The sequence below is a fragment of the Haladaptatus sp. SPP-AMP-3 genome (assembly GCF_049568665.1).
In the GTDB taxonomy this organism is placed as follows: Archaea; Halobacteriota; Halobacteria; order Halobacteriales; family Haladaptataceae; genus Haladaptatus; species Haladaptatus paucihalophilus.
In genome coordinates this window covers 1,424,722-1,443,803 of record NZ_CP145897.1, presented here as the reverse complement: position 1 = coordinate 1,443,803, position 19,082 = coordinate 1,424,722, and the positions used below count along the sequence as shown (strand labels likewise).

At 62.5% G+C, this 19,082-nt stretch carries 18 protein-coding genes; 6 read left to right on the top strand and 12 right to left on the bottom strand.

Annotated elements, in window-relative coordinates; translation table 11 throughout:
- Positions 1 to 76: 76 nt before the first annotated feature.
- From V5735_RS08170 to V5735_RS08145, 6 genes are all read right to left on the bottom strand, one after another.
- A complete protein-coding gene (locus V5735_RS08170) occupies positions 77 to 577 on the bottom strand; it encodes an Lrp/AsnC family transcriptional regulator (protein WP_423745908.1) in 501 nt (166 codons plus the stop codon).
- A 236-nt stretch (positions 578 to 813) separates the two neighbouring features.
- Positions 814 to 2,937 carry a polyphosphate kinase 1 gene (gene ppk1 / locus V5735_RS08165; RefSeq protein WP_423745907.1) on the bottom strand — a complete coding sequence of 708 codons (2,124 nt, stop codon included), beginning with the start codon at positions 2,935 to 2,937 and terminating at the stop codon, positions 814 to 816.
- Between the two features lie 37 nt (positions 2,938 to 2,974).
- Positions 2,975 to 3,664, bottom strand: coding sequence for a metallophosphoesterase (locus V5735_RS08160; RefSeq protein WP_423745906.1), 690 nt, complete (start codon positions 3,662 to 3,664; stop codon positions 2,975 to 2,977).
- Positions 3,665 to 3,797: 133 nt separating this feature from the next.
- Positions 3,798 to 5,468 (bottom strand): acyl-CoA synthetase, encoded by a 1,671-nt coding sequence (locus V5735_RS08155; RefSeq protein ID WP_423745905.1) that lies wholly within the window; start codon positions 5,466 to 5,468, stop codon positions 3,798 to 3,800.
- 86 nt (positions 5,469 to 5,554) lie between these two features.
- Positions 5,555 to 7,012, bottom strand: coding sequence for a proline--tRNA ligase (gene proS / locus V5735_RS08150; RefSeq protein WP_423745904.1), 1,458 nt, complete (start codon positions 7,010 to 7,012; stop codon positions 5,555 to 5,557).
- 395 nt (positions 7,013 to 7,407) lie between these two features.
- A complete protein-coding gene (locus V5735_RS08145) occupies positions 7,408 to 7,869 on the bottom strand; it encodes an 8-oxo-dGTP diphosphatase (protein WP_423745903.1) in 462 nt (153 codons plus the stop codon).
- A gap of 172 nt (positions 7,870 to 8,041) precedes the next feature.
- On the opposite strand from V5735_RS08145, the gene V5735_RS08140 reads away from it, so the two are divergent.
- Positions 8,042 to 8,338: a hypothetical protein gene (locus V5735_RS08140; protein ID WP_423745902.1), complete on the top strand. Its 297-nt coding sequence runs from the start codon at positions 8,042 to 8,044 to the stop codon at positions 8,336 to 8,338.
- A 55-nt stretch (positions 8,339 to 8,393) separates the two neighbouring features.
- Positions 8,394 to 8,798, top strand: a complete 405-nt coding sequence (locus V5735_RS08135; RefSeq protein ID WP_423745901.1) for a hypothetical protein — start codon at positions 8,394 to 8,396, stop codon at positions 8,796 to 8,798.
- A 1-nt stretch (position 8,799) separates the two neighbouring features.
- Here V5735_RS08135 and V5735_RS08130 read toward each other — a convergent pair whose 3' ends face one another.
- Positions 8,800 to 9,276, bottom strand: coding sequence for a hypothetical protein (locus V5735_RS08130; protein ID WP_423745900.1), 477 nt, complete (start codon positions 9,274 to 9,276; stop codon positions 8,800 to 8,802).
- A gap of 300 nt (positions 9,277 to 9,576) precedes the next feature.
- Here V5735_RS08130 and V5735_RS08125 point away from each other — a divergent pair, with 300 nt between their 5' ends.
- Entirely contained in the window at positions 9,577 to 11,493 is a 1,917-nt protein-coding gene (locus V5735_RS08125) for a beta-CASP ribonuclease aCPSF1 (RefSeq protein WP_423745899.1), read from the top strand.
- A gap of 123 nt (positions 11,494 to 11,616) precedes the next feature.
- Complete coding sequence (locus V5735_RS08120) at positions 11,617 to 12,198, top strand: NUDIX domain-containing protein (protein WP_423745898.1); 582 nt, start codon at positions 11,617 to 11,619, stop codon at positions 12,196 to 12,198.
- Positions 12,199 to 12,206: 8 nt separating this feature from the next.
- Here the strand turns inward: V5735_RS08120 and mce are convergent, their stop codons facing one another.
- Complete coding sequence (mce, locus tag V5735_RS08115; protein ID WP_423745897.1) at positions 12,207 to 12,590, bottom strand: methylmalonyl-CoA epimerase; 384 nt, start codon at positions 12,588 to 12,590, stop codon at positions 12,207 to 12,209.
- Positions 12,591 to 12,690: 100 nt separating this feature from the next.
- Here mce and V5735_RS08110 point away from each other — a divergent pair, with 100 nt between their 5' ends.
- Positions 12,691 to 13,806 carry an aminotransferase class V-fold PLP-dependent enzyme gene (locus V5735_RS08110; protein WP_423745896.1) on the top strand — a complete coding sequence of 372 codons (1,116 nt, stop codon included), beginning with the start codon at positions 12,691 to 12,693 and terminating at the stop codon, positions 13,804 to 13,806.
- 279 nt (positions 13,807 to 14,085) lie between these two features.
- On the opposite strand, the gene V5735_RS08105 is transcribed toward V5735_RS08110, so the two are convergent.
- From V5735_RS08105 to V5735_RS08095, 3 genes are all read right to left on the bottom strand, one after another.
- Positions 14,086 to 15,768, bottom strand: a complete 1,683-nt coding sequence (locus V5735_RS08105; protein WP_423745895.1) for an acyl-CoA mutase large subunit family protein — start codon at positions 15,766 to 15,768, stop codon at positions 14,086 to 14,088.
- Positions 15,769 to 16,243: 475 nt separating this feature from the next.
- On the bottom strand, positions 16,244 to 16,555 hold the full coding sequence (locus tag V5735_RS08100; protein WP_069453019.1) for a transcription factor S: 312 nt from the start codon (positions 16,553 to 16,555) through the stop codon (positions 16,244 to 16,246).
- 60 nt (positions 16,556 to 16,615) lie between these two features.
- Positions 16,616 to 16,873, bottom strand: a complete 258-nt coding sequence (locus V5735_RS08095) for a DUF5789 family protein (protein ID WP_423745894.1) — start codon at positions 16,871 to 16,873, stop codon at positions 16,616 to 16,618.
- A 189-nt stretch (positions 16,874 to 17,062) separates the two neighbouring features.
- On the opposite strand from V5735_RS08095, the gene V5735_RS08090 reads away from it, so the two are divergent.
- The gene (locus tag V5735_RS08090) at positions 17,063 to 18,268 is read left to right on the top strand and encodes an MFS transporter (RefSeq protein WP_423746011.1); all 1,206 of its coding nucleotides are present in this window, start codon (positions 17,063 to 17,065) and stop codon (positions 18,266 to 18,268) included.
- A gap of 15 nt (positions 18,269 to 18,283) precedes the next feature.
- On the opposite strand, the gene V5735_RS08085 is transcribed toward V5735_RS08090, so the two are convergent.
- Entirely contained in the window at positions 18,284 to 19,060 is a 777-nt protein-coding gene (locus V5735_RS08085; protein WP_423745893.1) for an enoyl-CoA hydratase/isomerase family protein, read from the bottom strand.
- Positions 19,061 to 19,082: the final 22 nt, after the last annotated feature.

Below are 19,082 nucleotides of genomic sequence, written 5' to 3'. Positions count from 1 at the left end.
TTGTAGTAAATTCGAACTGGTTCGGACGAGAATTTCGTCCGCTTCACCGCTTCTTCGCAACTATCGAAAACTGCCCCTATCCGCTTTCGATGAGCGCTTCCAGGTCCTCGTCGTCGTAGTTGACCAGTAGTCTGGATTCGTCCTTGAACGTTTGGAGAACTATCTGCGTCGAGGAGTGTTCCACACCGTCGGTGTGGATGATGTCGTCGATGTACTCCTGTAAGTGGTCGTGGTCGCGGAGATGGGCGATTACCGTGAACGACTTGTCGCCGAGCATGAAGTACACCGTCTGAACGCCCGAGATATCTGTCAGCTCCTCGCCTATTTCGTCGTATCCCGGTCCGTAGGTGCTTCGTATTTCGGTGATAGCGGTCAGTTCGAGGCCGAGTTCGTGCGCGTCGATTTTTGAAACCGTCCCCGAGAGAATGCCCTGTTTTCGATACTTATCCAACCGATAGTACACCGTCGAGGTACTGATACCGAGTTCGTCGCTCACTTCGTCCACGTCGATATCCCCCTCCCTGTCGAGCCAGCGTAGGATTTTGAAGTCCTTTTTGTCTAAATTGACTTCGGCCATACATAACCGATTGTAGTCGAGTTTCTAAAACTTTGCTAACGATTCGTGATTTGGATAAATGGTGTGCCTACGGATTACAACACGTGATTCCGTAGTATACTGTCAAATTCTACTCAATTTTTGGATATTCGACATTGGTTGAGCGTTATTCACATCCGTTTTATACTCTCCTGCACGTGACCGTTTCGATACCCGTTCTAATCGATCTCCTATCACTTTGGACGGCTTCGGTTTCTTCAGGTGTCGCTCAGGCGACCCGCGCGTCGCATGAGTACGTCCTGTGTGGCCACCGTCGGTTCGTCGCCGGGTCGCCGTTGGCGATAGCCGCCGTCCGACTCCATCACCCAGCAGTTCCGGTTGTCGGCCAGCATCGTTTCGAGAATCGTCGACAGTTCCTCCCGAAGCGCCGGGTTCGTCACCGGTGCGATGGTTTCCACGCGTTTGTCGAGGTTCCTCGTCATCCAATCGGCGGACCCGATGAAGTACCGCGGGTCGCCGTCGTTGCCGAAGTAGAAGATTCTGGAATGTTCGAGAAACCGACCGACGACGCTATAGATGTCCACCGTTTCGCTCACCCCTTCGATACCGGGACGAAGCCGACAGATGTCCCGGACGATGAGGTCAATATCGACGCCGTCCATCGCCGCCCGGTAGAGTTCTTCGACGATAGTCGGGTCTTCGAGGGAGTTCATCTTGGCGACGATGCGTCCTTCCTTTCCCTCGCGCGCCAACGCCGCCTCGGTGCGTATCATCTCGGTGAACCGCTCGCGCATGTTCCCCGGTGCGATGAGCAGTTTTCGGTACTTCTCGTGGCGGGTGTGGCCGGTGAAATAGTTGAACAGGTCGCTCAGGTCCTGCCCGATTTCGCGGTCCGCGGTCAGCAGTCCGAGGTCGGTGTACGTCTTCGCCGTCTCCGAGTGGTAGTTTCCGGTGGCGACGTGGGAGTACAATTGCACACCGTCTTCCTCCTCGCGGACGACGAGCGCGGTCTTGCTGTGGGTCTTGTAGCCGATGGTCCCGTACGCGACGTGGATGCCTTCCTCCTCCAACTTCTTGCCCCACTCCATGTTGTTCTCCTCGTCGAATCGCGCCTTGAGTTCGACCATCACCGCGACCTGTTTTCCGTTCCTCGCCGCCTCGATGAGGCTCTCGACGACCTTCGAGTCGCTCGCGGTCCGATAGATGGAGAGTTTGATGGCGAGCACGTCGGGGTCCGTCGCGGCCTGCCGCAGGAACTTCTGGACCGTCTCCTCGAAGGAGTGATACGGGTGATGGACGAGCACGTCGTTGCGTCGAATCTCCTCGAACACGTCCACGGATTCGTCGGGGGTCCCGCCGGAAAGACGAGGATGGGGCTGTGGCGTCCACGGAGCGGTTTTCAGGTCGGGTCGGTCACAGTCCGTCAGGTCCATGAAATCCCGGAAGTCGAGCGGTTCGGGGAGGCAGAACACTTCGCGTTCGTCCACGCCGAGCTGTTCGACCAGCAACTCCCGAACCTCGTCGGGCATCCCCTCCTCGATTTCGAGGCGAACGACGGTGGCAAACCGACGTTCCCGGAGCACCGACTCTATCATGTCGATGAGGTCCTCCGCGACCTCCTCGTCCTTCCCGACCTCCGCGTTTCGGGTGACGCGGAACGTGGAGTGGTCGATGACCTCCGTGCCCGGAAAGAGGAGGTCGAGGTTGGCCCGGATGACGTCCTCCAGCAGGACGTATCGCGTCTCGTCGCCTATTCGGACGAGACGCGGCCTGTTTTTCGGAATCTTCACGCGCGAAAAGGTCGTCTCCGACTCGTCGTCCTTCCGAGTCAGCACCGCCAACGAGAGGCTCAGGTTCGAGATGAACGGAAACGGATGGGCCGGGTCGAACGTCAGCGGCGTGAGCGTGGGAAGGACGGACGCCTCGAAATACGCGCGCAGGTCGTCCCGCTCCGCGGACGACAGGGCGTCGTACGATACGATTTCGATACCCGCGGCCGCCAGTTCGCCGTGAATCACGTCCCGATAACAGTCCGACTGCTGGCGGAACATCTCCCGCGTCACGTCGAGGATTTCGTCCCACTGTCCCCGCGGCGTCCGACCGTCGGGCGACAGTTCGGTCACGTCGGCCGCCATCTGCTGTTTCAGGCCGCCGACCCGCTTGCGGAAGAACTCGTCCATGTTCGTCGTGAAGATGGCGAGGAACTTCACGCGCTCCAGCAGCGGGTTGCGCTCGTCCATCGCTTCGTGAAGCACCCGCTTTTGAAATTCGAGTTGGCTCAACTCTCGGTTCAGGTAGTACTTGGAGTCCGTTAGGTCGATGGTCGCGTTTTCGGACGTCGTTTCCTCGTCATCGTCGTCCGGTAACTCGTGTTGTGGCATGGCTGGTCGCGGAGGGCGATTTTCTGGGACCGAGGTTTCAGTGGGTTCGCGGAGTGACGATGGAGTCCTCGCTTCTGTTCTTGCCAGTTCTCTGGGACGGCTTGGTGACGAACTCGTCAGCGCGATACTCGTACGCCGTGAGCGTCCCGCCGTAGACACACCCCGTGTCCAACCCGACGGCCCACTCCTGTTCGACCGGCCGTTCGAGGACGGTGTGACCGAAGAACACCCGCCGCGGCCCGTCGTATTCCTCGAACCAGAACGGTCGGTCGTAGCTTCCGTCCGGGTCCAGCGAGCGCGTCGTTTCGAGGTCGTCGATGGAGTGTTCCGAAAGCGGCTTTCGCGGGTCCACGCCGCCGTGAACGACGAGCGCGCCGTCCCACGAAATCGCCGCCGGAAGGCTCCGAACGTACTCGATTTCGGCCTCCCCGAACTCGTCCAGTTCGACGCCCCCGTCGAGGAGTTTCTGCTCGTTGTTTCCCCGAACCGAGCGGAAGTTGTCGTTCTCCCGAACCAACTCGACGACGCCGATGCTGTCGGGACCTTTGCGAATCAGGTCGCCGACGAACACCACGAGGTCGTCGTTGGACGGCGCGAGGTCGTCGAGAAGCGATTCGAGTTCCGGCAAACAGCCGTGGACGTCGCCGACGACGTAGATGTCCTCCCACTCGTCGGCGTCGATTCGTTCGTGTGGCACCCCGTCGTCGAACGTCGGACTCGAAAACATTGTTGTAGTAGCGACCGCTCGCCGCGTCGGTGAGCGGCCTTTCGACGGAAAACAGCCGGTCCGCGGTCTAAACGGTTTATAATACCCGCCTGGAGGCGTCAGAGCAATACGTATGCGAATTTATACCAATCCCTCACGAACCGGATTCCTCGACCGCCCGCTCCCGCAACTCCGTTCGCTGAATCTTCCCGGTCGTCGTCTGGGGCAGTCGGGCGACGAACTCGATTCGACGCGGATACTCGTACTCGGCGAGGCGCTCCCGGACGAGGGTCCGTATCTCCTCGCGGAGCGCGTCGGATCCCTCGACTCCCGAAACGGGTTGGACGAACGCCGCGATGATTTCCCCGCGCGTGTCGTCCGGGACGCCGACGACGCCGACCTGTTCGACCGACTCGTGTTCGAGGACGGCTTTCTCGATTTCGCCGGGTCCGACGCGGTAGCCGCTCGTGATGATGAGGTCGTCGTCGCGCGATTTGAACCAGATGTAGTCGTCCTCGTCCTGCACAGCGAGGTCGCCGGTGAGGTGCCAGTCGCCGACCCGAACCGACTCGGTTTTCCTCGGGGCGTTCCAGTACTCCTCGAATATCGCGGGTTCTGTGGGGTTTCGCACCGCGATTTGGCCGACCTCGCCGCGCGGCAGTTCCTCGCCGGTGTCGGGGTCAACGATGGCGACGTCGTGGCCCGGAACGGGTTTCCCCATGCTCCCCGGTTTCGCCTCGAACCAGTCCCGACAGTTGGCGACGAGCAGGTTCGCCTCCGTTTGGCCGTACAGTTCGTTCACCGCGACGCCCGCCAGTTCCTCCTCCGCCCACGCGAGAATCTCGGGCGTCAGCGGTTCGCCGCCGGTGCTGATCGCATCGAGGTCGAGGTCGTAGGCGTTGGTCGGGTCGGACACCTCCATCATCATGCGGATGGCCGTCGGCGGGACGAACGCGTCCGTGACGCCGAACTCCTCCACGAGTTCGAACGCCTCCTCGGCGTCGAACTTCCCCATCGGATAGCCGACGACCGGGCGGCCGTAGTGCCACGAGGAAAAGAGCAGGTCGCCGAGCGCGCCGATCCACGCCCAATCCGCGGGGGTCCACGCCACCGTTTTCCCGAGGACGTTTCGCTCGAATACCATCGAGTACGTCGGGCAGTGCCCCACCCACACGTGGTGTCCGTGGAGGACGCCTTTCGGCGGACCCGTGCTTCCGCTCGTGTACATGACGATGGCGGGCGTCTCGGGCGTCGTCTCCGCGATGTCGAACGAGCGTCCGCCGTCCCGAAGGAGTTCCTCGAAGTCGAGCGCCTCCCCGTCGGCGTCCCGTCCATCACCGGCGTCCCCGTCCACCTCGACCACGTGTTCGAGGTCGGGGCAGTCGTCCCGAACCGCGTCCACCGTCGGGCGAACCGACGCGTCCACGACGGCGACTTTCGCGCCGCTGTCGTCGAGTCGATAGCCGAGCGCCTCGGACCCGAACAGCACCGACAGCGGCACCGACACCGCGCCGAGTTTCCAGCACGCGAGGTGGGTGATGGGATTTTCGGGTTTCTGCGGGAGGGCGACGGCGACCCTATCGCCGAATCCGACGCCGAGATTCGAGAGAGCATTGGCGACCCGATTCGACAGCACGTCGATGTCGCGGAAGGTGTACGTCTCCCGCCGCCCGTCCGGATACGCTTGGAAGAGCGCCACGGATCCCTTCGGGTCGTCGTGCTTGCGGAGCAGGTCGTGTGCGGCGTTGAAGCTCTCGGGGAGGTTCCACGAGAAGTTCTCGCGGGCGGCTTCGTACGTGTCGTCGAGTGTGACGTACCGCGGCATGGTGCCTCGTTGCACGCGCGGGACTATCTAATCCAAGGTTCACATGTCATGCTCGGCACTCGGCGAGAAAAAGGGAAATCGCGCGTTCAGTACGATTTGGCGAAGTACGCCGTCTCCTCCGCTTCGTCGCCGCAGATGGAACACTCGTCGCCGCAGGGTTCCTCGTCGCGGTCGAGGGGCACCATGACGATTTCCGCCGAAATCTGGTCCTTGATTTCGGTCTCACAGTCCTCGTCGCCGCACCACGCGGTCTTCACGTAGCCGCCGTGCTGGCCGATGGTGCCGAGGATGTCGGCGCGGGAGTCGGCCTCGCGGATGTTATCTTCGAGGGTCTCCTCGGCCGCCTCGTACATCTTGTCGAACACCGCGTCGAAGTGGTCCTCGACGGTCTCGGCGATGTCCGCGCGGTCCTCCACGACGTTCTCACCGTCGGGTCGGTGAACGACCGTAATCTCGTCGTCCTCGACCTCGTGCGGGCCGATTTCGAAGCGGACGGGGACGCCCTTCAGCTCCCACTCGTTGAACTTGAAGCCGGGGTTGCGCTCGTCGCGGTCGTCGAGTTCGACGCGGACGCCCGCGTCTTCGAGGTCCTCCGCGATGCCCTCGGCGTACGAGAGCACTTCCTCGCGGTTCTCCTCCTGCCAAATCGGGACGATGACGACCTGCTCGGGCGCGAGCGTGGGCGGGCAGACGAACCCTTGCTCGTCGCTGTGGGTCATGATGAGCGCCCCGAGCGCGCGCCACGACAGTCCCCACGAGGTTGTGTGGGCCACGCGTTCGTCCTCGTTCTCGTCGGTGAAATAGAGGTCGTACGCCTCGGCGAAGCCCTGCCCGAGGTAGTGGCTGGTCGCGCCCTGCACCGACTTGCCGTCGGGCATCAGGGCCTCGACCGTCGTCGTGGTGTCCGCGCCGGGGAACTTGTCGTGTTCGGGCTTGCGGCCGGGCATGACCGGAATCGCCAGCACCTCCTCGAAGACGCGCTGGTACTGGTCGAGTCGGGTCATCGTCTCGTCCCACGCCTCGTCGCGGGTCTCGTGTGCGGTGTGACCCTCCTGCCAGAGGAACTCCTTCGTGCGGAAGAACGGCTTCGTGTCCGTCGCTTCCCACCGAATCACGCTACACCACTGGTTGAGTCGGAGCGGCAGGTCGCGGTGGCTCCGCACCCACTGGCTCATGAACGGCGTGATGATGCTCTCGCTGGTGGGGCGAAACGCGAGGCGCTCGTCGAGTTCGTCGTGGCCGCCGTGGGTCACCCACGCGACTTCCGGGTCGAACCCTTCCACGATGTCGCTTTCCCGTTCGAGGTAGCTCTCGGGGATGAGCGCGGGGAAGTAGGCGTTCTGCGCGCCCGTGTCCTTGAACCAGCCGTCGAGGTGGTCCTGCAGGCCCTCCCAGAGGGCGTAGCCGCGCGGCCGGGTCACGATGAACCCGCCCATGGGCGCGTAGTCGGCGAGACCCGCCTTCAGTACGACTTCGGCGTACCAGTCGCCGGGACTGTACGATTTGGACTCGGTGATGCCGAGTTCCTGGTCGTCGTTGCTCATTACTCCTATCCAGTCCGGTTGCACTCTTAAATGTCCTGAAGCGAGGGAGGGACGTGGGATTTTGGACGTTCGAAGGATGTCCTCTCGTTCGCTCCTTCGTCGCTCACGAGGACCGCGCACCACCCGAAACGACGAGGTGCGCCATATCGACCAGCCACGCTGGCGCGTGCAGCAGACGGCCCGCGACCTGCGGTCGGTTGCGGGCCGACTGGCAAGCGCGAGGGATGACTGAGTGAACGCGAAGGAGTCGGTTGGGGAGGCGTGTGGTGCGGTTGCGGTGGCGATTTCAGTGACGTCTGTATTTGTACTCACAGCAAAACCAGCCACGACTCGTCGCGACCACCGAACCGTCGCCGAAAAACGAACTCGATTCGTCGATACAAACGAACCCACACTCAAAAGCCTACGCCCGTTTCCAACTCCTGTTCGAGCATCTCGTCGCCGTCCGAATCGAACCGGAACCATCCCGAGAACGTCTCACCCGAGAGCAAATACGGCATCCAGAGGCGGTCGTCCTCCCACATCTCGCCGTAGGGCATGTCCTCGACGTCGAACCACCGCGGGTCGGCCTCCTCGGTCTCTCGGGGTTCTCCCGAAAACTCCTCGGCGCGGAAGACGTGGACGAACATCTCCGGATTCTCGCCGAAGACGAACTCGAACTCGCCGACCTTGGTCGGATTCTCAACGGAGACGCGAACCTCCTCCTCGACTTCTCGAACCGCGGCCTCGCGGGGGGTCTCGCCGTCCTCGACCTTTCCGCCGGGACCGACGAGTTTGCCCTCGCCGAGGCCGCGCTTCTTGCGGATGAGGAGGATTTCGTCGCCGCGAAGGAGGTAGCAGAGCGTCGCGGGTTGCATGTCCGTTCGCTGTCTCCCAGATTTAATCAGTGTTCCGAACGGTCAGAGGGGCCGGATGTCACGACCGAAACGGCTGACGACAACCCGATGACGGAATTCGACTGGGGGTTCGACCTGCGGGTCGAAGACAGGTGAACGAAGTTTTTTAACGCCAGTTATCCAACACGATCTCATGAGAGCGCCGACGATTTCCGCTCCGACGCTCGGTGTCGGCCAACGCGCGATACGTTGGCTCGGGGTTCTCGTTTTGATTCTCCACCTCGGAATGGTGGTCGCACTCGATTTTCACGTACTGGGCGACCCGAGTTTACTCGTCCAAACCACGCTCGGCACGGGCGGTGGACTCCTCCTTCTCCTTTCGACCACCGACCACACATGGAACGTCGAAAAGCGCCGACTGGCCGATGTGGGTTTCTTCTGTCTCTCCCTGTCGGTGTTGGTGTCGTATCTCCTGCGGTTGTCGTTTTGACCCCCGCGAAATCATCGAAAGAAGTTATTTACGTTCAGTCAACCAACACGAAATCATGAAAGCGCCGGTCATCAGCGCACCCACGGGCGGGCCGAAGCGGCGGTGGTTCAAGTGGCTCGGAGCGTTCATGCTGTTGCTGAACGCCGGTTTTCTCGTCCTGTTCGGACCCCGCGCGTTGTCCCACCTCGAACAACTCGCGCAGTTCGGAGTCGGCATCCTCGGCGGCCTCCTGTTGATACTCTCCGGCGTCGAACTGCCGTGGGACGTGGGCTGGTATCGGTTAGCCGGTCTGGGATACGTCTGCCTCGCGGTGTCGTTCCTGCTCACCGGCGTTCTCGCCGACAACGGACTCGGCTGGATTGCGGTGAACGCGGTCGGCGCGCTCTCGCTCGCGTTCTTCGGCTTCGACATGATGCGCGGCGGGCGACATTTCAAAGTGGACGCAGACGCCGAGGTCTGACTCACTCCACCGAAAACGGACTCTCGCCTTCCGTCCAGTCCCACCCCGGCAGTCGCGTCTGAAATCCGGCGGCGAGGGCGGCGTCCAAGTCGTCCACGCCCGCCGCCTCGTCGTCCACGTGGTGCATGATATCCGCGTAGTGGAACGTGGCCTCGCCGAGGAGGCGAAGGGGTTGGTTGCCCGCGATCATTCCGGCGAGTTCCCGGCCGAGGAGTTCGTCCACGACGAATCCGGGGTAGTCGTTTTCGACGTCGAGGTCGCGGAGCAGGGCGACGAGCGCGGCGACGTTCACCGCGAGGTCGCCGTCGGCGAACACGGCGTTCACTTCGCGTCGGTAGTCGGCGGCGGAGACGGAATCGACCTCCGTGCCGAACGCCTCGCCGAGATTCGCTCGAACGTCGTCGATGAGCATCACGACTTCCGTTCGTTCCCGAACCCACTCGTGTTCGTCCGCGACGGTCGCAGGGGTGAGTCGCATGGGGAATACGTCGTGCAGAGTAGATTTAGGGGTTTTGAGAAGGCTTTTATAACCACACCGTTTAGTGGGGGATAAGCGGGTTTTCCTGTGTCACCCATGAGCAGTTTGCTTTCGGAGACCAGGACCACATTATGCGCGTTGACGCGTATGCTCCAATCCCGCAGAACAAGCGAGACAATCTATGCTGTGCTGTATACGTCGTAGTGGTCACGGTGTTCGAAACCACCGACTGCGACAATCCCAGATACGCCGGACCAACAGCATTCGCTCTCCCAACGGACGAAGCGGACTGTTTTCACCATGAGTAAAGTAGAGCAACAACTCGAAGACCTCAAAGCAACGATTACGAGCGAACTCCCGAGCGACATTTCGGTATCCGACGTCAAGTACGAAGGACCGGAACTCGTCGTCTACACGCGCGACCCGAAGAAGTTCGCGCGCAACGGCGACCTGATCCGAAAGCTGGCGAGCCAACTGCGAAAGCGCATCACGGTTCGTCCCGACCCCGACGTCCTCTCACGCCCCGACACGGCGCGCGAGGACATCCTCGACGTCATCCCCGAGGAGGCGGGCGTGACGGACCTCGACTTCCACGCCGATACCGGTGAAGTCGTCATCCAGGCCGAGAAACCCGGAATGGTCATCGGCAAACACGGCAGTACGCTCCGAGAGATAACCCAAGAAGTCGGCTGGACGCCCGAAGTCGTCAGGACGCCGCCCATCGAATCCTCGACGGTTTCAAACGTCCGGAACTTCCTCAAACAGGAGCGCGACGACCGTCGCAACATCCTGGAGAAGGTCGGCCGACAGATACACCGCGAGGAGATGAGCGACGAGGAGTGGGTTCGCGTCACGACGCTCGGCTGTTGCCGCGAAGTCGGTCGGGCGAGCTTCATCCTCTCGACGCCCGAAACCCGCATCCTCATCGACTGTGGCGACAAGCCCGGTTCCGACGACGTGCCGTACCTCCAAGTCGAGGAGGCACTCGGCGCGGGGGCAGCTACCATCGACGCGGTGGTGCTCACCCACGCTCACCTCGACCACAGCGCGCTCATCCCGCTCCTGTTCAAGTACGGCTACGACGGCCCGATTTACACGACCGAACCGACCCGCGACCTGATGGGACTGCTCCAACTCGACTACCTCGACGTGGCCGCGAAGGAGGGCCGCGTCCCGCCGTACGAGAGCGAGATGGTTCGGGAAGCGCTCAAGCACACCATCCCGCTGGAGTACGGCGACGTCACGGATATCGCGCCCGACGTGAAACTCACGTTCCACAACGCGGGTCACATCCTCGGCTCCGCGGTCACGCACTTCCACATCGGCGACGGCCTGTACAACGTGGCGTTCTCCGGCGATATTCACTACACCGACACGCGCCTGTTCAACGGCGCGGTGAACGACTTCCCGCGCGTCGAAACGCTCATCCTCGAATCGACCTACGGCGGTCGGAACGACTACCAGACCGACCAGAAGGATTCGGAGGAGAAACTCAAGAAGGTCATCAACGAGACCTACGAAAAGGGCGGCAAGGTCGTCATCCCCGCGTTCGCGGTCGGGCGGTCACAGGAGATGATGCTCGTCATTGAGGAGGCGATGCGCAACGGCGACATCCCGACCATGCCCGTCCACCTCGACGGGATGATATGGGAGGCGACGGCCATCCACACGACGTACCCCGAATACCTGCGCGACGACCTCCGAGACCGTATCTTCCACGAGGACGAGAACCCGTTCCTCGCGCCGCAGTTCAATCACATCGACGGCGGCGAGGAGGAACGACAGGACGTCGCGGACGGCGACCAGTGTATCATCCTCTCGACGTCCGGGATGGTCACCGGCGGGCCCATCATGTCGTGGCTCGAACACGTCGGTCCGGACCCGGACAGCACGATGGTGTTCGTCGGCTATCAGGCACAGGGAACCCTCGGTCGTCGCATCCAGAGCGGATGGGACGAAATCCCGATCAACGGACGCGGCGGTCGGAACAAGACGCTTAACCTCGAACTCGACGTTGAAACCGTGGACGGTTTCTCCGGCCACGCGGACCGCGCCGGGCTGATGAACTTCGTCAAGACGATGAACCCCCGCCCCGAGAAGGTGCTCTGTGTCCACGGCGACGAGAGTTCGACCCAAGACCTCTCCTCGTCGCTCTACCACGACTTCAACATCCGCACGTTCGCACCGAAGAATCTGGAGACGTTCCGGTTCAAGTGAACGCCGGAACTCGGTTCTGAGACGCCTCGTTCGTTTTACGAACTCTCGTGATTTCGTTCGAGTAACCGTCGAGCGTATCGTCGTTCCGGTTCAATTATATTTCCGCCATTATTCGTGAGAATCATGTCTTTCGAAGTCAATCGGGCCGCGGTCGAACGTCGGATGAATCGACTGCTGGACGAGTACGGCGACGTTCCGGTCGAAGAGCGGACACAGGAAACCGGTATCGCAAAGTTCGAGGAATTGGTCGGATACGCCCGCGACGGGTACACGGGGGGTGCGTACGCGTGGGTCGTCCGTCGACCCGAAGACGCCGCCCCGCTCAGCGATTCGATGCCTGACGGGGCGTTCGACGACTGTCCACGGGCGCTGATGATTCTCAATCGGGGAGCGGATTCGTGGGGTCTTCCGGGCGGCGGACGCGAGGACGGTGAAACGTCCGAGGAGGCCGCTGTTCGAGAGGTCGAAGAGGAGACCAACGTCACATGCGAACTCGCGGACCCGTTCCTGCTTCGTCGGCTAACCGTGGTCCCCGAAAACGACGACGAGAAATGCCTCCACCTTCTGTTAGTCTTCTTCGATGCCGACTATCTGGACGGAGACATCTCGATTCAGAGCGGCGAACTCAACGGGGCGGCGTGGTTCGCTGAACCACCCTCTCGGATGCTTCCCGCGAACGAACTGCGTGCGGACGACTGGTTTTAACGACCGATTTAATGCTCGACGTACTCGACGAGCACGCCGCCCGTCGATTTCGGGTGGAGGAACGCGACGTCGTGGCCCCACGCGCCGGGTCGAGGTTCCTCGTCGATGCATTCGACGCCGCGGTCGCGCGCCGTTTCGAGCGCGCCCTCGATGTCGTCGGTTTCGAGCGCGACGTGGTGGATGCCCGCGCCGTTCTTGTCGAGATACCGGGAAATCGTGTCGTCTTCGAGCGGTTCGAGCAGTTCGAAGTAGCTTCCACCGAAATCGAGGAAGACGACGCGGAGTCCGTCGAACTCCTCCTCGTGGGCGACGGGGGCGTCGAACAGCGCTTCGTACGTCTCCGCGAGTCCGGCCGCATCGTCGGTCGCGATGCCGATGTGGTCTATCTGCATGCGGAAACGATGGCCGTATCGCGGCATAACGGTGGTGATTCGACCGACCGGATTGCCGCGAGGTGGGAATTATTAGGCGTACCGTGCATGATTGTATCCGATGGAACCCACTGCCTTGCGAGCCGACATCCCCGCGCTCGAACGGACGACGTACATGAACACGGGCGCGAGCGGCCCCAGCCCGACCCGCGTCGTCGAGGCCAACGAATCCTGTCTCGAACGCCACGAGTACGAGACACCGGCCGACGAGGGGATGTATCCGTTCACGTTCGACGTGCTGGACCGGACTCGGAAGACGGTCGCCGACCACCTCGGTGCGACCCCCGAGGAAATCGCGCTGACCCAGAGCACGACGGACGGCATCAACCGAATCGCCGCCGCGCTCGATTGGGAGCACGGCGACCGCGTGGTTCGAACCGACCTCGAACACTCCTCGGGCATCCTCCCGTGGAAGCGGTTGGAGCGACAGGGCGTGGAGACGGACGTTGTTCCGAGCGAGGACGGACAACTCAACCTCGATGCGGTGAAAGACGCCGTAGCCGACGCGAAACTCGTCTGTTTCAGCGCGCTGACGTGGACGCACGGGACGATGCTTCCGGTGCGGGAACTCACCAACATCGCCCGCGATGCCGGTGCGCTCGTTCTCGTGGATGCGGTGCAGTGTCCCGGCCAGATGGCGGTCGACGTGACCGAATGGGACGCCGATTTCGTCGCCGGTGCCGGTCACAAGTGGTTGCTGGGTCCGTTCGGTGCCGGATTCGTCTCCGTCCGTTCGGGGGCGGAACGCCATCTGCACCCGGCCCACATCGGCTACCGGAGCGTGGAGGACCCTAACGCCGAGGCATACGCCTACGAACCCGGCGCGCACCGACTCGAAGTGGGAACCGTCTCGCCCGCACCGTACGCCGGACTGGGGGAAGCCATCGACGTCATCGAGGAAGTCGGCTACGACACCATCGAGAACCGAATCCGGGAGCTGACCGACCGACTGAAGGAAGGCCTCGTCGCGTCCGACGACGCGCGATTGCTGAGTCCCCGCGAGTACGAGTCCGGCCTCGTGACCTTCGGAGTGGACGACCCGGACGCGTTCGTCGAACGACTCGCTGGCGAGGGGATTCGCATCCGCTCGCTGCCGTATCCGAACAACTCCGTCCGCGCCTCCGTTCACGTCTTCAACACGGCGGACGACATCGACGCGCTGTTGGAGCACGTCTGAGCGGCGAACTACGGTCCCTACTCTCCTCGAACCGGGGGACCGTGCCCATACGTTCATCGTGGCAGAATTTGACACGGTATGCATCCGTCGGACCGGGGAGTTCGGTGTCGGCCGACGGTGGGGGAAGAAGGATGTCCCACGACACGCAACGAAAGGGATACGGTATCGCCGTCGACGGAGTAACCGGCGTGGACCGTTTCATGGACGAGTACCTTCCCGCTACCGGGGAGACGATCGCGGACCACGATGGCGAGGTACTCGTCGGCTCGACTCGCCCGATTAAATCGCCGTTCCCGGTCGATACTCGCCGAACACGTCCCGGAGCACGTTACAGATTTCGCCAACCGTCGCGTAGGCCTTCACCGCGTCCACGATGTACGGCATGAGGTTGTCGTCTCCCTCCGCGGCCTCGCGGAGTGCGGTCAGCGTCTCCTCGACTTCCCCGTCGTCTCGTTCCTCACGGACCTCGTTCAGGCGGTCTATCTGTCGGCGTTCGTCCTCCTCCGTGACCTCCTGGATATCCATCTCGGGTTCCTCGTCCACCTCGAACTCGTTGACGCCGACGATGGTCCGCTCGCCGGACTCTATCTCCTGTTGGCGGTCGTAGGCCACGTCCTGAATCTGGCGCTGGACCCACTGGCTCTCGATGGCCGAGCGCATCCCGCCCTTCTCGTCGATGGTGTCGAGCAGGTCGAAGGCCTCCTCCTCCAAGTCGTCCGTCAGCGCCTCGACGTAGTAACTCCCCGCCAGCGGGTCGATGGTGTCCGCGACGCCGCTCTCGTGGGCCAAAATCTGCTGGGTGCGGAGCGCGGTCCGCACGCTCTCTTCCGTCGGGAGCGCCAGCGCCTCGTCCTTGCCGTTCGTGTGCAGGCTCTGGGTCCCTCCGAGGACGGCCGCCAGCGCCTGATACGCCACCCGGACGACGTTGTTCTCTATCTGCTGGGCGGCGAGCGTCGACCCCGCCGTCTGGGTGTGGAACTTGAGCTGTTTCGATTTGGGATTCTCCGCGCCGAAGCGTTCCTCCATGATGGTCGCCCACATCCGCCGCGCGGCGCGGAACTTCGATACCTCCTCCAGAATATCGTTGTGCGCGTTGAAGAAAAAGGAGAGCTGCGGCGCGAACTCGTCCACGTCCAACCCCGCGTCGAGCGCCGCCTCGACGTACTCGATACCGTTGCCGAGCGTGAACGCGAGTTCCTGTGCCGCCGTCGCGCCCGCCTCGCGGACGTGATAGCCGGAAATCGAGATGGTGTTGAACTTCGGCACCTCCTCGGTGCAGAACTCGAAGATGTCCGTGATGATGCGCATCGACGGTTCGGGCGGGAAGATGTACGTGTTCCGCGCGATGTACTCCTTGAGCAGGTCGTTCTGAATCGTTCCGCGGAGCTGTTCGCGGGAGACGCCCTGCCGGTCGCCCACCGCGATGTACATCGCCAATAGCACCGATGCGGGCGCGTTGATGGTCATCGACGTGCTCACCTCGTCCAGAGGAATCCCGTCGAACAGCGCCTCCATATCCGCGAGCGAGTCGATTGCGACGCCCGACTTCCCGACTTCCCCGGCCGACATCGCGGCGTCGGAGGTGTAGCCCATCTGCGTCGGCAGGTCGAACGCCACCGACAGCCCCGTCTGGCCGTTGTCGATGAGGTAGTGATACCGCTCGTTGGTCTCTTCGGCCGTCCCGAACCCGGCGTACTGGCGCATCGTCCAGAGTCGCCCGCGGTACATCGTCGGGTAGACGCCGCGCGTGTAGGGGTTCTCGCCCGGATAGCCGAGGTCCTCCTCGTAGTCCGTGTCGGCGACGTCGTTCGGCGTGTAGAGGCGCTCTACCGTCTGTCCGTCCGTGTCGGTCGTGAACTCCTCCTTTCGCTCGCCGAACCGCTCCAGCGTCGGGTCGAGCGTCTCCGCTTCCCACTCGTCTTTCCCCCGGCGGATTTCGTCGAGGTCGTCCGCGTCAAACATTGCCTGAACTGTTGTCGGCGATTCGTCTTAAGGGTTGACGGACGACTTCGAGGAAGACGTGGGGAGTAGTAGCGAGGGAAGTCCGGTTTTAGGGTGAACGAGGTTACTACAAGCGAGGCCTCGAAAGCCCCCGTCCGCTCGTTATGAGATAGTTCCGGTACTTCTGTGACTGCAAATACAGACGTCGATGAAACCGCAACCGTCCACACCCTCCCCAACCGACTCCTTCGCGTTCACTCAGTCGTCCCTCGCGCGATAGCCAGCAGGCCTTCAGTTGAAGGCCTGCTGTCGCACGCGCCGAGGCGGTTACTCGACTTTGCATCAGCGCGTTTCCAGTGCGGTTCGTGGCGTCGGGGGTTTTCGAGGACAACTGGAAAGACGAAAACACGGCCAGAAACGGAGTCTATTGGTGACTCCTCGTTTCGAGGGTCAGCTCATCGAAATGGAAGCGAAACCGCGCCGCGAGAAAGCCGATTTAGTGGTCGTCTTCGCGCCACTTGTGTTCGCACTCGGTGCAGACGAAAAAGCGGGTCTCGCTCTCGTCGGCCGAGCGAATCTGCTGGAGGTACCAGTAGGCTTTGTCATTGTCACAGTTGGGACACTGCACCTCGGTCGTCGGGAGGCCGTTACTACCGCCGCCGCTCTCGATGATTTCGCTCGCCTCTTGGTCCTCGGTGATGACGTACTCCGAGGCGTCGCCCCGCGGAGTCTCGTGGCCGCAGCTACCACAGACCCAGAACCCGTCGTTTGCTTTCATCATGGAACCGCACTCGTCACAGAACTCCATTGTTGTCCCGGACTAACAAACGCGGCCATTTAAGTAGCGTGCTTTCCGCGCTTTTTTCGCTTATCCCTCCCCCTCCGACTGGTACGGTTCGCCGACCGCTTCGCGCGGGAGAACGTTGTTGACCTCCGTTTCGAGGTCGCGCGCGGACTCGTACTCCTCTTGGTCGGTCTGGGCGATGAGGCCGCCGAGGTTCTCCTCGCCCTCGGCGAGGACGAGCGTCGTCTCGTCCAACTCGATGGCCGCGTCCTCACGCAGAATGGGATAGGAGAGTTCCCGAAGCACCGACTCGACCCGATTGTACTTGACTCTTTGTGTCATGGTAGCACAGACGCCGCGGTCGTGCTTAGGTGTTATCGCGCTCCCCCTCTCGAACCGCCGTTACCGCTCCCTCGCCCCGACGATTGCTGCCACGACGACCGCCATCACAACTGTCTTCACCGTGCAGTCGGTATTTCGACTCGAATGTTCAGTGTAGACAGGCGAGTGCTAGCTTTGGCGATTGCACGGATGGCCGACTCGGCTGGCAATTCGTTTCTCATCATCGTTCTCCCGCTCTACATTACCAGCGGCGTGATAACCGGGAATTCTTTCGGACTCACAGCGACGGCCATCACGGGCATCGTCCTCTCCCTGTTCGGTTTCTTGAACAGCTTCACGCAACCGTTCGCGGGATACCTCTCGGACAAATCCGAGCGGCGGAAAGTGTTCATCCTGCTCGGACTGGGAATTCTGGCGGTGACGAACTTCTCCTTCTCCTTGGCCAGTAGCTACCCAGCGCTCGTCGCCATTCGCGCCGTTCAGGGTATCGGCGTGGCCTTCACCATCCCGTGCACCATCGCGCTCGTCAACGACCTCGCGTCGGACGAGAACCGCGGCGGAAACATGGGCGTGTTCAACACGTTCCGACTGCTCGGATTCGGTGCCGGGCCGATAGCGGCCGGTGCGCTGGTTCACAACGGTCCCTACACCGTGGCGGGCATTCACATGACCGGCTTCGAATCCGCCTTCTACATCGCCTCCTTGGGGGCGCTCATCAGCTTCGCGCTCGTCACGTTGCTCGTGAGCGACCCCGAACAGGCCGACGCCGAGGCGGCCGACGACTTCTCCATCACGATTCTCGGCTCGCGCGGCGGTCTCGACCCAATCTTCACGCTGGCGCTCGCCTCGCTGTTCATGGCCATCAGCATCGCGTTGATTTCGACGCTGGAGACGACCATCAACCGGCGACTCGGACAGAACGAACTGTGGTTCGGCATCGAGTTCGCGGCGTTCGTCCTCGCACAGGTCGCCCTCCAGACGCCTATCGGCCGTGCGACGGACCGCTACGGCCGAAAACAGTTCATCGTCGCCGGACTCGTCCTGCTCGTCCCCGCCACGGTGGTACAGGGCTTCGTCGGAACGCCGGTGGAGATGCTGATCGCCCGCCTCGTCCAGGGCGTCGCCGGTGCGCTCGTGTTCGCCCCCGCGCTGGCGCTCGCGGGCGACATCGCACGAAAGGGGCAGTCCGGGACGCAACTCTCCCTGCTCACCATGGCGTTCGGTCTCGGCACCGCCATCGGGCCGCTCTCCTCGGGGTTCCTCGTCAAGTTCGGCTTCCAAGTGCCGTTCGAAGTCGGCGGCGTCCTCGCGGCGCTCGGGGCCGCCCTCGTCTACACGCAGGTCGAAGAGACGGTTACGAAACCCCCGGACGCCCGTCCGACGCCGCAGGATTGAAAACGCTTTTCTCCCTCAGTCGAAGTTCGGGTCCCTGTCCTCGACGAACGCCGCCATCCCCTCTCGCTGGTCGTGCGTGCCGAACAGCGAACTCCACAGCCGACGCTCGTAGCGCAGTCCCGCCGACTGGGTTCCTTCCTGCACCTGATTCAGCGCCTCCTTCGCGGCTTGCAGGGCGAACGCCGGGCGTTCCGCGAGGTCGGTCGCCATCTCCTCTACGTGGGCGTCGAGTTCGTCGGGAGCGACGACTTCGCCTATCAGCCCCATCTCGTGGGCGTCCTGTGCGTCGATGCGCTCGCCGAAGAAGATGAGCCGACGGGCGAGTTCGTCGCCGACCAACCGCGAGAGTCGCTGGGTGCCGCCCCACCCGGGGATGATGCCGAGGTCGATTTCGGTCTGGCCGATGACGGCGTTCGAACTCGCTACCCGGAGGTCACACGCCAGCGCGAGTTCACACCCGCCGCCGAACGTGTAGCCGTTGATGGCGGCGACGACGGGCGCGGGAAACGCTTCGAGCGAGTCGGCGACGTCGTGGCCCAACTCCGCGTACTCCTGTGCGTCGGTCACGGAGAGGTCCTGCATGTAGCTGATGTCGGCCCCGGCGATGAACGCCTTCTCGCCCGCACCCGTGAGGACGAGCGCGCGGGCACCGTCCGCCTCCGCTTCGACGATGGCCTCGCGGAGCGCGTGGAGCGTTTCGACGTTCAACGCGTTGAGTCGGTCGGGGCGGTCGACCGTGAGCGTCGCAACGTCGTCCGAAAACTCGTATCGTACCGTGTCCCATTCGGGCATGCGTGGGATGTCTCGGGGTATT